Consider the following 14,273-nt stretch of genomic DNA (forward strand, 5'->3'; position numbering starts at 1 on the left):
GCCGGTTTAGCGCCAAATGAATCTGAGGTTAGATATCAAGATTCTAAAACTGTGGCCAAATTTTATTGACCACTACATTAATCAATATTGCACAGGATAAAGCACTTCGAATTTATGGTGCAATCGATTGTTGTTTATACTATACAAGTGGAAAAAAGACTAAGCCCGCACATTTAATTGAGTTTAAACGAGGTAAAGGTCAAAAGCCATTTACACAAGATATCAAACGATTAGCTGCATTGATAAACTCTGCGGCCGAAATTAATAATAGAACGTCAAAATCTCGCTTCGAAACAGCATATTTTATAACTACAACTCAATATCTTGAAAGTCATACTAATGAATATGTCCGCAACCACATGTATGAGAAACTAAAAAGAGTTGATGATCAAATTCAGGAAGAATATAAAGAGATATCATTGGAATATGATGTATTCCAGCTTGGAAAAAGTTTACATAATGATGAGCTCAATAATACGAGAAATGCATGGGCTGTTATAGTGGAGATAAGCACTCACCAATAACACTTACCAGTGGCTCACTTAAGCGTCCAGAGTTACAGTGAGCTACTATTAATTATTTACGATATACATCGAGAAGTAAACTAATTCTGCATATTACCCAATCACGCAATAAAATCGCACAGCCTTTAAACGTGCCAACAAATACTCGCAGCATTTGGGGCGCACTCGTTTGATAAAAATCGACCGCCCAGAACACGGCCGTGGCCTTAGTTATATTCAGCACCAAAAAACAGGCAAAACCATCCTGTTATTTGTACGCGAACAAGGTAAAGACGAAAACGGCAGAACCATGGGGTTTGTAAACTACGGCGAGGTTAAATACCAAAGCCACAACGGCAGTCAGCCAATGAATATAACGTGGAAATTAAACAGCCCCATGCCAAGTGAAATGTGGCATGGGGCTGGGAAATTGGCAGTTGGGTGATAACCAATTACCCAGTTGAGAAAAGTTAGCTTATAGTTTTCTCATTTTGTGAAGTGCTTTTAATCAATTCTTTTATTTTAGAGTTATCTAAGTTCATTTGCTGTTGCACATAATCATATTTAATTTTAGCTATTGAGCATAGCTTTCTAACTATTTCATCTTTAACATCAAACATATAAAGATAGTTAAGGATTAAGCCTTGAATGATAGTTGTAGAGAGGCCGTTAGAACTCATTTTACCAATTATTCTTTTTACTGAATCAGGGCTCGTTTTATTACCTAGATCAAGCTTCGTTGCAAGTAACAGCATGTAATAAGCATTTGTGGATTCTTTGCTAGCTATTTTTTCTATAATGGGTAATAAATTTTCATTACCTATAGCCGTTGATATTTTATTAATAAAAGATGTAGAGATTAGCCAAAGCAAATCAAACAAAGCTTTACGCGCATATTTATTTATTTCTTTAGAATTAATTTCTTCTTTATCCCCTATTTTACTTTTAATATTTTTTTCTATAATGGAAATCATTTCATCTGGTTGTTTATTTATCTCTTCAAATATATAACCCATAGCTCTCAATGGAGCAGCGATAGCAGCTTCTATAAGCTCTGTTTTTTTATCCACTTTCAAAGAACCATAATAAGTTCTAGCCAATTGACCAAGTAAGTCTAGAGATTTGAAAGTGACATTCATATTCTTAATTAAGGTGGATATTTCAGGATCTTTTTCTGGATTATTTCCCTCTGAATCTTTGTCTTGTATGCTGTCTTTATCCTCAGCATCGTCTTGAGCCTCGGCCTTTTTCAACCTATAGGATTGTGAGTCTGACTTATCTAATTCATAAATCATAGGAGGCAAACTTTCCACCAATTGATCTAAAAACATTACATCCAAATCTAATGAAACTTTTTCAATGCTATTAAAGTGCCGCTGCGCATGTTTTATTATTTTATCTAATACCGTTTTATCTTTGCTGTGATGAGTTAAAAACATCAAGATATTCATATTTTTATTTACATGTAAACCTTCTATTAAATTATCAATCAACTTAGTAGTAATTGGATCATCTAAAGTTTCAGCGAAATACTTTGCAATAAAAAAATAATATACGTAAGGATATTTAAAACTATAGGTATCTTGTTCTGCTGACCTATGCAATATTTTCGATCGCACCAGCTGCTCTAGCCTTTTCCCAGCATCAATTTTCAGCCCATATTCGGCACAAAATTTTGTGTTGAAATCCCATAAACTATCATAATCTTCACTATTACTCTGTCTATTATAAAAGTAAAAAGATAATTCTTTTGCATAGCTAAATATTTCTTCTAACTGCTCCTTCTTTATCCCTGATGCACCCATACTACTAGTTATAAGATATTGATAATAATAACCATGTGAGCTTGTATTAATGTCGGTGGCATCCCCAGAATCTAAAGACTGCAACATAGTTAACAAAAATAAAGGTGAAGAGGGAATAAAGTTTTTACCAATTAGCCTATTTATAGTTTTATTGGATATATCATTTTGGGTTATTAGCTGGCCTCGATCAATCTGACATCCTGTCTTGAGTTCATTCCATTTGTTAATAAGTTCGTATCGTAGTTTATAACCTAACCTCAAAATATCTGCTTTTTTGAAGTTTATTAAATATTTTTCTTTTGATATTGTTAAGTCCGCTATATCAAAAGATTCAGAGACACTTAAAACAATCCTATCAAAAATTTCAAATAATTCTGAAAATATTAAGCAACGCTCATTAAACGAGCCTTTTATAAAATCAAAATTATCTATTAATAATATTTTTTCTTTTTTATCGGCGACAAGCTTTTCAAAGTTAAGATCTATATATTGTTCTGTTATATATTTATTTAAATTATCGACTTTTAGCTTCTTGGCTTTCTTTATTAACATACCATCTAATAATATTGGCAGCTTTTCATCCAATAAAAAATCAACAAAAAACTTTTTAATTAAGGTAGATTTACCAATACTTTCTTCACCTATTAGTATTAAATGACTAAAGCTTCTATCTAAGGAAATATCTTTTGAAGAAAGGTTTTTTAATTCGCTATCAATACTGCCTAACAGTTTGATATTTGGATATACGAAAACATCATCCAAATCTAAACTTTCCTTTTCTGCATGAGAAAAACCAGTACCAAGATCTAAAATTTTACTAAAGAAATCGGGTTTCAGTTCATAACCGTTGATATTTGTAGACAGACTTTTTGGTAGCTCTATCTCAGAACGAATTAATTCTTGAGACTTCTTAAAGCAGTCTCCACTCCATAAGAATTGTTCAATTACAGAATCTTCTTTTACATTCAATACTAAAAAACCATTTTCCTCTCTCCCAGGATCGTCAAACGATATGGATTCAATAAAGAGGCAATTATTTTCATCCTTTCTAAAATGAAATCCATCTGAAATATGTTCATGCCCCGTTATAACTATATCAAAGTCATTCCTGATTTTATTTCTAATAGCTTTTTGGTTATTTGCTTCAAACCAAGGAAGTGGATGATGAAAAAAGATAATATTTAAGCTGTTTATATCTGGGCTTAATATTCTATTTTCAGGAAAAATAAGACTACCCGAGACTTCTTTTATCTCTGAACACCAAGCTGTATTTAAAGCCTGAAAACTTAGCCGTTGTTTTTCGAAAAATTGATATTTTACCGCAAGTGGAGACTTTTCTACAGCAGAAGCATATGTGTGCGAATCCCTAAACGCAAAGAAATCTTCTTGTCCTGTCGTTATAGCCGAAATAATATCATCCTTGATATTTACATAATCATTTTTTATATTCGTCAATAAAATATCACGCACAGCAGAATTTATTGAAAAGTTATGGTCATGATTTCCGGGACACATAAGTATTTCAACTTTCTTTGATAATTTATTAAAAATATCTTCAATCTTCAAATACTCATTTTTATTTCCAGAAAAGGCAATGTCGCCAACGAATAAAGCTATATCTCCTTCTTTTGAATAAGCATTTATATACTCAACCAGCTTATTTAACTTATGAATAATTTCATTATTATTTTCTTTGACATGGATATCTGAAACTATAAAAATTTTTGTACTATGAGACATATAAAATCCGAATTTAGTTTATTAAAAACTACCATTAGTTAGGTAAGCTTTAAAGTATTACAATTGATATTAACGAAGGTAACTCGTCTTCCCGTGATCACACCTGAAACTTATTTAATGATAAGTAATTTACAGCATGGATGCTGTACAAAGCGTAGCTTGGCCATGGATGGCCTATCTACGCTGGTTACGTTCACATCCTTAACGTAAGTTGAAGATAAAGTGTGATCCTCGGGTGCGCTGTGGGATTCCAAAGGGCGGTCGGCGGCAGCCGCCCTTTGGTTGCCATCGCCAACGCGATATAACCTCGAATAGAGGTTTTTTAAACCTTTAAACCCACATCAAAACACCAATTTATGAGCGCGACATAAAATCGCACCTGCACATTAATTACACCGAAGTTTAAAAGCTTCGCTTTTCGCGCGAGCAAGCTCAGCGCCTACAAGTTAAAGCCCAAGATACACTCCCGCCTACATCACGAACTACAAATTCTGCCTTACACGTCATACCTTGGCTTTTCTTCCGCTACTAAATCCAGCCCAGCACTTGGTTGCTGATATTTAAAACTAGCCGCTTCTTCAAAATAACCTTTCTTTATCCATAACTTTGCACTGTTAGCCTGCGCAACCTGATATGCCCAATTACTTACTGCCAGTGACTTATCTGAATCACAATAAAAGTAAGGTTGGAGTTTATTGACGATTACGGCTTTATGCGTATCGAGGTTTTGTTGTAGCCAGCGGTCGCGGTGAGCGAATGCTGCAAGGTGGTCTCGCTTATTGTTATTACAATCAGCATGCGCAGCAACAAAGTTATGTGCTAAGTCGTTTGGATAACGCTTAAACGGGATAAAATGATCGACCTCTGGTGTTTTTTTAGTTTCTTTTTCGTTTTTTAGGTTCATTGGCTTTTGGCAATAAAAGCAAAGCCCTTTTTGAATATCAATAAGCAGCGGCGCAACTACTTTTAAAGCAGTTCTGTTAGTACCAAACAAAAATTCTTGTAGCTGGCTTTGCGATCCCAATAACGTTTGATTCGCTTTTATTGTTTGTACTTTTTCTACCCATTCAGTAACACTAAGATGCACAACCAAATCGTAAAAACGCCTAAAGCACTGAGCAATACCTACATTTAAAACAATTCGCTTTGGCTCTCTGCCTTTACCTAAAAGTGTATGAGGATATAAAAAGCACTCTTCTTTTCCCGAAAGTAACTGCAAGCGCCAAAGAGGCCCATCAATAAATGTACGACGTAATGAGCTTATTACTTTGCTGTATTGCTGATGATTTTTGAATGCGTTATAACTTTTAATACCTGCATTTTGCAGCTTAAATATCTCGGTAATGAACTTTGCTTGGCCTAAGCTATTTTGCTTAAGTAACATTTCTTCGGCATTGGTTATTATATCTGTTGTGCCCAATGCATAGGGCACCGAATGATTCCAATACAGTTGAATAAACTTATCAACCAGGGTGTCGACTTTAATTTCCATTGGAGCTTCGGGATTACTATTTTTATGCTCTACACACACATCAGCAATTGCGTGTAACAATGCATATTTATAAGTAGCTGTGAATTCACCTTCAACTAACATCCGCTGAATATACGCTATAAAGTCGAGCTGTAGCTGCATTGCTCCAATCATAAAACGTGCACTACTTTTATAAGCGCATTTAGCCACACTTCACTTTCGCGCTCTGGCCGCTGATCAACACTTTGCCATTGTTTAATGGCTCTTAGCTGCGTATGGCTTAGTAAATGTGTTAAAGCAGTTTCATTTAAATCGGTAAATTCACGGCCATTATGCACACGCTCTGTATCGCCATATTTAAACGATACATACAAAACACCATTCGGTTTAAGCGCATTTTGTAAATTTAAAAACACCTGCGGTAACTCAGCCTTTGGAACGTGTAATAAACTAGCGCAGCACCAAATGCCGTCGTATTGGTTTACACAATTTAGATCTTGGAATGTTTTAACCGCTACAGGTTGTTGTAAGTAACTGCTTGCCAACTCTGCCAACTCTGGGCTTGCATCAAACGCACTTATAGTAAAACCCTGCGCTTTGAAAAATGCGGCATCGCGTGCACTGCCACAACCGGCATCTAAAATACTCCCGTGCTGTGCCACGTGCGGTAAAAACTCAGCATAAAGCGCCGACATATCAACATTAAGTGTTGAGTCGCTAAAAGCTTTGGCATTTTGGTTGTAATAAGTAAGTGTGGTGTTTGACACGAGACTCACCGCTCCTTGGCTAATCGTTTAACAGCTAAGATACTGTTAATACTGCATTCATTATTTGTTTAATCTACAGGAACAAGCGCATTAAATATAGGCTTAATAAGTAGAAATTTTTAAATTAATACGCTGTTATTATTAAGTGCTTATGTTGAGCACTGAGCGCGACATAAATCACGCTAAACGTTTTTTGTTATTTTTTTCTTAGCCAAAAAAGACTGGCTGGAACCGAAATCCACGCTTGTTTACCTAACGAATCAAGATAAACACCTACCTCTTCTTTACTGCCTGGGCTGTAATATGGCGGCTGTTCTTTTAGTTTTTCTTGCCCTGTGAGTATTTTGGCAAAGTGTTTACTTTGCTGCTGGAGCATTTTTTTGTAATCATTAGCTGGTTTTGAATCGCCATGTTTTACAAAAGCACTTAGCGCACGGCTTGCTGTTGCGTGTAGCTCTTCACTGTCGGACTTAACCAATAGAGCGTCTAACTTGTCCCATTCTTTATTAATTATTAGGCAATTCATTAATAAAAAGCGATTACCTTGATTGTCGTTTGGGTTTAGCGTTAATAACTCTTCGAGCTCTGACTGTGCTTTTTGGGTATAACCATGCAGTGCGTGTATTTTTGCTCGATGCGCGCGAAGCATCATATAGGGGCGGGTTTCGTGCAAGCCCCAAAAGTGCCCTGTGTTATCTTTTATATATTGCTTTGTTATGTGCCCTTCCATCATTTCTAAAAGCATCTGCATTGGCTCAAGTGCTTTTAGCTCTGTATTGGCAAGTACCAGTTCAAGTAATTCATCAAGCTCATCTAATTCATTTGGTTCTTCGTCTAAAAAGCTGTTGTTAAATTGTGCCTCATCTTCATCACTTAAAGTTAGGTCGTTACTAAATCGAAGTTCAAAAATAGCGTCGGCCATAAAATACACATAATTACGTTTATATTCTTGGGCGTTGTATTGGGCAAATTCACCAAATACTTTTGCCGCTGCTTTTTCGCTAGTAAAAGCTTTTAAAACGCCACTTAGGCTATCAACAGTCTGTTTTTGTAGTGCATTAAGTGCACGTTTATTTATGTGTTTAAGCGCCTGTAAAACCCCTTTACAGTAACTTGGTAGGGGCATATTCGGCTTTAGCGAATCCCGGTAGTCTTGCTTGGATAGGCTGCATTTTGCTGGCATTTTTAATTCGTTTTGAATTACTTTATCCATGCTTTGGTTATACAACGCCATTAAGCTTTCGAGGTATTTTAGCTCGCTCTCTTTTTGAAGGTTAATATCTCCAAATAAATCAGGTTGCCACTCGCTCGGGGGAAGCATTTGGGGTAATACACCTAACCCCATTAAATAACCTTGTATAAAATAGTAGTTTGGTTGTTTAGTGCTTAATTTACTGAGTTTTATAACATTGTTACGAATTTTAGTTGGCGACATAACGTGCCCTGCTATGTATAAATTTATTATTAGTGTACCCATAGATAAGGTTACCAACAACGCTAGTTTGGTTGTTTTATCCTAAAATGAATTTTTAACGAAATATTTACAAATTTAAACAAACCCGCGCCGCTAAAATACAAAAGCTGGTTTATACTGTTGTAATAATGAGCAAAAATAATAACTATGAGGCGTAATGAATAAATTAATTACCGTATTTTTATGTTTGCTGTTTACGGCTCCATTTAATGTATTTGCTTGTGAAAGAACCTTTAGCGTGGCATCGCACGATGCTTTTTGGCCGCCTTATGTAATGGGCATTAACGGTAAGCTGCAAGGCTCGGAGGTTGATGCACTTAACATTATATTTGCTGACTCCCCTTTTTGTTTTGAAGTTAAGTTGCTACCAAATTCTAAGCGGGCTTTTATTGAGCTTAAATACGGCCGTATTGATTTAGGGTGGGCTGCAAGTTATACAGACGAGCGCGCTAAATACGTGCACTTTAGTGATAACTACCGAACTGAGGTTATGCGTTTATACGAAAACAAAAATAATCAGCATAGTGTTAAAAACCTCGAAGACATTTTTAAACAAGGCTTTATTGTTGGCGCTAACTTTGGAAGCTATTACGGTGAGGAGTTTGAGCAATATAAAACAACGCATAAAAAACAAATTGAATACACGAGTGAAACCAGCAAACGCTTTGAAATGCTTAATAAACAACGTATTGATTTTGCTATTGAAGACGAATTGGTGGGGGCTTATTTTGGCCAAAAGGGCTCAAATATAAAATTAGTAACCAACATTGAGTATGTAAATAAAGACGATATTTATTTAATGTTTAGCAAAAAAACGGTGTCGGTTACTGAGCTTGCAGTAATTAATGAGCATATAAACAAAAACAAAACAGCACTTAAAGCGCTGTTTAAATACTAGGAGTGTAATGAAAACTTTATTTTTAACATTTACTACACTGCTATTTACTCACGTTAATGCCCTTGCGTGTTCAAAAACATTGGTAATGGGCACTAACGAAACTAATTGGCCGCCTTACCTTGTTAAGCAAGGTGATACATTTTTAGGCACAGAAGTGGATGCTGTAAACGCTATTTTTAAAGATTCAAAATTTTGTATTAAATGGACTTATTTCCCGAGTTTTTCGCGTGTTCAAGCTGAGCTTAAAAATGGCCGAGTAGATATAACCTACGCGGCAAGTTACACAAAAAAACGTGCTCAATATGCGCACTTTAGTTTGCCATACCGCGAAGAAGTTATGCACCTTTATAAGCATAAAGACTCAGCTGATGTAACCAGCTTGGCTGATCTTTTTAGTCAAGATTTTACAGCAGGTATTAACCGAGGAAGCTTTTTTGGTAACGAGCTTGAACAACTAAAAACTAAGTATTCAACACAGGTAGTGCTTACTGCTCAAGCAAATAATCGATTTAGCATGCTAGATAAAAAACGAATCGACTATGTTATTGAAGACTCTGTGGTTGCGCAGTACTTTGTAAAAAAACACCCCTCAATTACGCAGGTAAAGTCTATTACACCGATTAACGTTAACAATGTGCATTTTATGCTAAGCAAGGAGTCGCTAACACTTGATGACGTGGCGACCATTAATCAATTAATTACTAAAAATGCGGCTGCTATAAAGTTAATTTATCAACCTGTGCATTAAAGCATGGGCAATAACTTAGCTCTTTGGCTGCAACACTTCTTTAATATTGCCTGGCGTTAGTGCTTATTTACATTCCCCACTGTAAGTAAGCACCACCGCTCACGCTAAAAATAGTGGCTTAAAATTGAGAATTGTCGTTATTTTCGCTTGGTTATAAATTAGCTGCCTTTTATCTTTCATTCGTTGTGGCTGATCTGTATAATTCGCCAGCTAATTTACCCTATTGTCTGGTTCTTGTTTGTGGCGTTTTGCTGCAGCGTACTCCTGTCAGTACTAATCTAGGATTACCCTTTTTGATCTCCACCGCAAATATTACGATGCAGTTTGGCGCAGAGCCGTTGTTTGAAAACATTTCAGCTAAATTTGGTAACGGTAACCGTTACGGTTTAATTGGCGCTAACGGCTGCGGCAAGTCGACTTTCATGAAAATTTTAAGCGGTGCGCTTGTTCCAAGTGCGGGTAATGTATCTATTACTCCAGGGTTGAAATTAGGTAACCTAAGCCAAGACCAGTTTGCTTTTGAAGAGTTTAGCGTAGTTGATGCCGTAATTATGGGCGACGTGGAGCTTTGGAAAGTAAAGCAAGAGCGCGAACGTATTTACTCGTTACCAGAAATGAGCGAAGACGACGGCATGAAAGTAGCCGATCTTGAAAGCGTATTTGCTGAAATGGACGGTTACACAGCAGAAAGCCGCGCAGAAGAAATTTTGCTTGAAGCGGGTATCGATAAAGAATTTCATTACGGATTAATGGCAAACGTAGCACCAGGTTGGAAACTACGCGTGCTTTTAGCACAGGCGTTGTTTGCAAACCCTGATATATTGCTGCTCGATGAGCCTACCAATAACTTGGATATTCATACAATTACGTGGCTTGCTAACGAGCTAAATAAACGTAGATGTACGATGATAATTATTTCGCATGACCGTCACTTTTTAAACTCGGTATGTACGCATATGGCCGACATTGATTACGGCGAGCTTCGTATTTACCCAGGTAACTATGAGAAATTTTTAGAAGCGGCTGGTCTGCAACGCGAACAGCTTTTAGCTGAAAATGCTAAAAAGAGCGCTGAGATTGACGAACTACAAGACTTTGTTAACCGTTTTGGTGCTAACGCTTCAAAAGCTAAGCAAGCGAGTTCGCGTGCTAAAAAAATGGATAAAATTAAGCTTGATGAAGTTAAATCTTCGAGCCGTATGAGCCCATCACTTTCGTTTGACGAAGGTAAAAAAATGTATCGCCAAGCGCTTGAAGTTAACAAGATTGGTCATGGTTTTGATGGCGAAATGTTGTTCTCTGGCGGCGATTTATTACTTGAAGCTGGTGCTAAACTTGCTGTTATTGGCGAAAATGGTGTGGGTAAAACTACATTTTTACGCTGTTTAGTAGACGAGCTTAAAAGTAATGAAGGCGAAATTAAATGGTCTGAAAATGCGACCTTTGGTTATTGCCCGCAAGACAGCACTAAAGATTTTGAAAACGATTTAACGTTGTTTGATTGGATGTCGCAATGGCGTACAGCTAAGCACAACGATTTAATGGTTCGTGGCATGTTAGGCCGTTTGTTGTTTACAGCAGACGATTCAAACAAAAAAGCGCGTAACTGTTCTGGTGGTGAAAAAAACCGCCTGTTATTTGGTAAGTTAATGATGCAAGACGTTAATGTTCTTGTAATGGACGAACCAACTAACCACATGGATATGGAAGCTATTGAAGCGCTTAACAATGCGCTTAAAGACTTTGAAGGTACGCTTATTTTTGTAAGCCATGACCGTGAGTTTGTATCGTCATTAGCTACGCGTATCATTGATATTAAAGATAAAAAAGTAATCGACTTCCAAGGTACCTTTGACGAATACCTAGCAAGTTGTGAAGAGAAAAAAGCGTAAACTTTTTCTTATTGCTTATAAAAACGGTGCTAAATTTAGCGCCGTTTTTTATGTGTGGAATTTGAGTTTAACTATAAAATTAATTAATAAAGGCTTAAATAAATAATTCACTAAGAGGTTAAGAGACGCTATGCTTTTAGAGTCAGTGATAAAATACTCGTTTCTGGCTTGGTTCTTCTCATTTACTCCTCTTTGGCTTCTCCTAGTGCAATAGTTTTTCAAGTAAATAATTCACTAATGGTGATATAAGACGCAGCGCTTTTAAAGTGAGTGATAAAATAAAAAAGCACTGTTTTTTTGACTTTATTTTTCTTAGTTACTGCTGCTTCGCTTTTCCTTATGCAATTAATAGCTCTTATCGCAGAGCTAATTATTCACATTATTTTATTGGTAAATTCTGCATACATCACTGCTTTAAATCTAGTCATATTCTCCTGTAAGTCTTTGTCACTTAATGCTAATGTTTATGGGGTGAGTTATTTAAAACTTTAATGGCTAAACCAAGAGGTAACTATGTCTAATTGGGTTGAAGCAACAGTAAAAAGCGTAACATGGTGGAGCGAAACGCTCTTTAGCTTAACCGTTAATGCTAATGTAGAGCCGTTTAAAGCAGGGCAATTTACAAAGCTTTCTATAATGGATGGCGACAAGCGTATTGCTCGGGCTTATTCATATGTGAATGCCCCTGAAAATCCCGATCTTGAATTTTACCTTATTAACGTTATTGACGGTTTGCTTTCTCCTCGTTTAGCTACATTACAACCTGGCGAAACCGTATTAATAGAACAACACGCAACCGGCTTTTTTACTCTTGATGAAATACCACAAAGCGATCAGCTTTGGATGTTAGGTACTGGCACTGCCATAGGCCCTTTTTTATCGATATTACAACAGCCCGATGTATGGAAAAAATACAAAAGCATAAACTTAGTGCATGGTGTACGTTTTAATAACGACTTAAGCTATCAGGCACTTATTAACGAGTTATTAAGAGTGTACCCAGAACAACTCAACTATATTCCTGTTGTAAGTAGAGAAGAGCCATTACAAGGCTTAAGTGGCCGGATTACTAACGCTATTGAGAGCAACGGCTTGTTTGAACATGTAAAATTAAATCCTGAGCCTAGTAACGCGCAATTTATGATTTGCGGAAATCCACAAATGGTAAAAGACACCACCGCGCTACTTCTCGATAAAAACTTTACGCGGAACCGCCGCAAAGCACCCGGTAACATTACTGTAGAGCAGTACTGGTAGGCTACAGTGGTGGTATTAACTATCCGATAACGTTAAAATTTGCTATGTTGCACCCTTATACCAATATTATCAAAAATATGATCATTCTATCGCATTAAATAACTCACTAACTGCGTTAAAAGTTATTCATATAGAACAACTATATGTCACAATTTTCGCCTTGTTATTGTGCTATTTTCTTGACGCTATAATAGATCACTTATTTAATGTAATTGGTATTACACGTGTTTAGTGTTCATTTTAGGAAAGTTATGAAACCGTTATCTATTATTTTTGCCTCGTTAATTACCACCGTTGCGCTTATTACTTACGCCGCAGAACAAAGCGAGCCTGAGCAAAAAGAGCAGCAAGTTGAAGCTCAAGCAAACGTTGAAAAACCAAAAGTTGAAGATGAGCAATCAGTAACTCAAGTCAAAGCTGACGACAAAGTAAATACGCTTGAATACAAAGCACCTGAGCTTAAAAAGCCAACAATTGATGCGACTAAACCAGACGATTCAAAGGTATTGGGTAACGAGCAGATTAAACCTACTGAAAAGCCGAAAAATAAAATAGAAAAAGCAGTGGCTGTAGCCGAAGCTGAAAAAGCAGTTACGCAAGCAAAAGAAGCGCTGACAGTTAAGCAACAAACTAAAGCTAAGCAATCGCGCGAATCACTTGCGGTAGTAGAGCAGTTAGTTAAAGCGTATAACGCGCGTAACATTGAAGAGTTTCTTCGTGTATATGCCGAAGACGTTGAGTTTTATATTTTCCCTAATGAGCTATTATTTAAAGGTAAAGAAAAACTAATAGAACGTTATGGGCTAATGTTTAAAAAGTTAAAGTGTATTCACTCATCACCAATTAAGCGCATAGTGCACGGCGATATAGTGATTGATCACGAACTATCAGAAACCTGCTCAACTGACGAAAAGGTAGTTGATAAACGCTCAGAACTTATTTCGAGTTACCAAATTAAAGATGGAAAAATAGTACGCGTACTGTTTTTTAGATAAAGGCTTTATATGCAAATAAATGACGACAAAAAAATTCGCTTAATGTATCGCATCGAGCCCGGTTGCCTTGGCCCTAAGGGTGCTGAGCATGTTGAAGATTTTTGTCGTTTTGCAAATAAACATATTAAGTCACCATTTTATGGCCAATTTGTATTTTTACCTCGTTACGATAAAGCCATAGACGAGCGACAATATAGCGTTAACAGCCGTAATTTATCACTTGCTCAGGCTCATGCGTACTTAAAGCATTTTGATATTGATATAGAAGAATTTGAAGAACAGCTCGACGAGCTCCTCACTAAAGCGATTGATTTATACTTTAAGCGATAGCGTTTAATTGCTGTTGCTTAGGTATTCTCCCCCTCCGCAATACGTTTTTATTTTAATTATTATTAAAAATATAAGTAATTTCTTTCACAAAGATAAGGTAATCAGTAATAGCTGAGAAAAACCAGATCGGCCAATATGTATCACTACTCTAAAAGCGCAGCGCCTCTTAAGCTCTTTGTAAATTAATTAGCCCTTTAAAAGCTTTTATTTGCACAATGAGAAGTAAAAGAGGAGTGAATGAGAAAGCCGAAAACAAAAACCAGTATTTTATGTTTTATCACTACTTTAAAAAGCGCAGCGCCTCTTAAGCTCTTTGCGGAGTTTTTCAAGTTAGTTGTCGCATCAAATTAAATTTTATGCCGCCCGCATTGCTTCTTTTTTCTCTGGATTTAA

Annotated in this window: 11 protein-coding genes and 1 pseudogene; 8 read left to right on the plus strand and 4 right to left on the minus strand. The window is 36.5% G+C overall.

Annotated elements, in window-relative coordinates:
* Positions 1–65: 65 nt before the first annotated feature.
* Positions 66–524, plus strand: coding sequence for a hypothetical protein (locus tag I6F50_RS19655; protein WP_197177091.1), 459 nt, complete (start codon positions 66–68; stop codon positions 522–524).
* Between the two features lie 184 nt (positions 525–708).
* Positions 709–948: pseudogene (locus I6F50_RS19660) on the plus strand (DUF3427 domain-containing protein); the annotation flags it as partial.
* 25 nt (positions 949–973) lie between these two features.
* Here the strand turns inward: I6F50_RS19660 and I6F50_RS19665 are convergent.
* From I6F50_RS19665 to I6F50_RS19680, 4 genes are all read right to left on the minus strand, one after another.
* Positions 974–4,048 (minus strand): metallophosphoesterase, encoded by a 3,075-nt coding sequence (locus I6F50_RS19665; RefSeq protein ID WP_197177092.1) that lies wholly within the window; start codon positions 4,046–4,048, stop codon positions 974–976.
* 496 nt (positions 4,049–4,544) lie between these two features.
* Positions 4,545–5,693 (minus strand): HNH endonuclease, encoded by a 1,149-nt coding sequence (locus I6F50_RS19670; protein ID WP_197177093.1) that lies wholly within the window; start codon positions 5,691–5,693, stop codon positions 4,545–4,547.
* Complete coding sequence (locus I6F50_RS19675) at positions 5,690–6,286, minus strand: bifunctional 2-polyprenyl-6-hydroxyphenol methylase/3-demethylubiquinol 3-O-methyltransferase UbiG (RefSeq protein ID WP_197177094.1); 597 nt, start codon at positions 6,284–6,286, stop codon at positions 5,690–5,692. Before I6F50_RS19675 ends, I6F50_RS19670 begins: the two co-directional genes overlap by 4 nt.
* A gap of 196 nt (positions 6,287–6,482) precedes the next feature.
* Entirely contained in the window at positions 6,483–7,721 is a 1,239-nt protein-coding gene (locus I6F50_RS19680) for a UPF0149 family protein (RefSeq protein ID WP_197177096.1), read from the minus strand.
* Between the two features lie 196 nt (positions 7,722–7,917).
* On the opposite strand from I6F50_RS19680, the gene I6F50_RS19685 reads away from it, so the two are divergent.
* From I6F50_RS19685 to I6F50_RS19710, 6 genes are all read left to right on the plus strand, one after another.
* Positions 7,918–8,658 (plus strand): ABC transporter substrate-binding protein, encoded by a 741-nt coding sequence (locus I6F50_RS19685; RefSeq protein ID WP_197177098.1) that lies wholly within the window; start codon positions 7,918–7,920, stop codon positions 8,656–8,658.
* 7 nt (positions 8,659–8,665) lie between these two features.
* Positions 8,666–9,406, plus strand: a complete 741-nt coding sequence (locus I6F50_RS19690; RefSeq protein ID WP_197177100.1) for an ABC transporter substrate-binding protein — start codon at positions 8,666–8,668, stop codon at positions 9,404–9,406.
* Positions 9,407–9,699: 293 nt separating this feature from the next.
* Positions 9,700–11,298, plus strand: a complete 1,599-nt coding sequence (locus tag I6F50_RS19695; RefSeq protein ID WP_197177102.1) for an ABC-F family ATPase — start codon at positions 9,700–9,702, stop codon at positions 11,296–11,298.
* A 513-nt stretch (positions 11,299–11,811) separates the two neighbouring features.
* On the plus strand, positions 11,812–12,555 hold the full coding sequence (locus I6F50_RS19700; RefSeq protein ID WP_101164395.1) for a ferredoxin--NADP reductase: 744 nt from the start codon (positions 11,812–11,814) through the stop codon (positions 12,553–12,555).
* 251 nt (positions 12,556–12,806) lie between these two features.
* Positions 12,807–13,550, plus strand: coding sequence for a nuclear transport factor 2 family protein (locus tag I6F50_RS19705; protein ID WP_165728790.1), 744 nt, complete (start codon positions 12,807–12,809; stop codon positions 13,548–13,550).
* A 9-nt stretch (positions 13,551–13,559) separates the two neighbouring features.
* A complete protein-coding gene (locus I6F50_RS19710) occupies positions 13,560–13,880 on the plus strand; it encodes a hypothetical protein (RefSeq protein ID WP_197119042.1) in 321 nt (106 codons plus the stop codon).
* The last annotated feature ends 393 nt before the right edge of the window (positions 13,881–14,273 follow it).

The organism is Pseudoalteromonas sp. NZS127_1, from assembly GCF_015864295.1.
Lineage (GTDB): Bacteria > Pseudomonadota > Gammaproteobacteria > Enterobacterales > Alteromonadaceae > Pseudoalteromonas > Pseudoalteromonas arctica.

Bases quoted from the DNA above. Each gene is read 5' to 3' on its own strand.
- I6F50_RS19665 (WP_197177092.1), bottom strand. From the start codon at position 4,048: ATGTCTCATAGTACAAAAATTTTTATAGTTTCAGATATCCATGTCAAA.
- I6F50_RS19670 (WP_197177093.1), bottom strand. From the start codon at position 5,693: ATGATTGGAGCAATGCAGCTACAGCTCGACTTTATAGCGTATATTCAG.
- I6F50_RS19680 (WP_197177096.1), bottom strand. From the start codon at position 7,721: ATGTCGCCAACTAAAATTCGTAACAATGTTATAAAACTCAGTAAATTA.
- I6F50_RS19685 (WP_197177098.1), top strand. From the start codon at position 7,918: ATGAATAAATTAATTACCGTATTTTTATGTTTGCTGTTTACGGCTCCA.
- I6F50_RS19690 (WP_197177100.1), top strand. From the start codon at position 8,666: ATGAAAACTTTATTTTTAACATTTACTACACTGCTATTTACTCACGTT.
- I6F50_RS19700 (WP_101164395.1), top strand. From the start codon at position 11,812: ATGTCTAATTGGGTTGAAGCAACAGTAAAAAGCGTAACATGGTGGAGC.
- I6F50_RS19705 (WP_165728790.1), top strand. From the start codon at position 12,807: ATGAAACCGTTATCTATTATTTTTGCCTCGTTAATTACCACCGTTGCG.
- I6F50_RS19710 (WP_197119042.1), top strand. From the start codon at position 13,560: ATGCAAATAAATGACGACAAAAAAATTCGCTTAATGTATCGCATCGAG.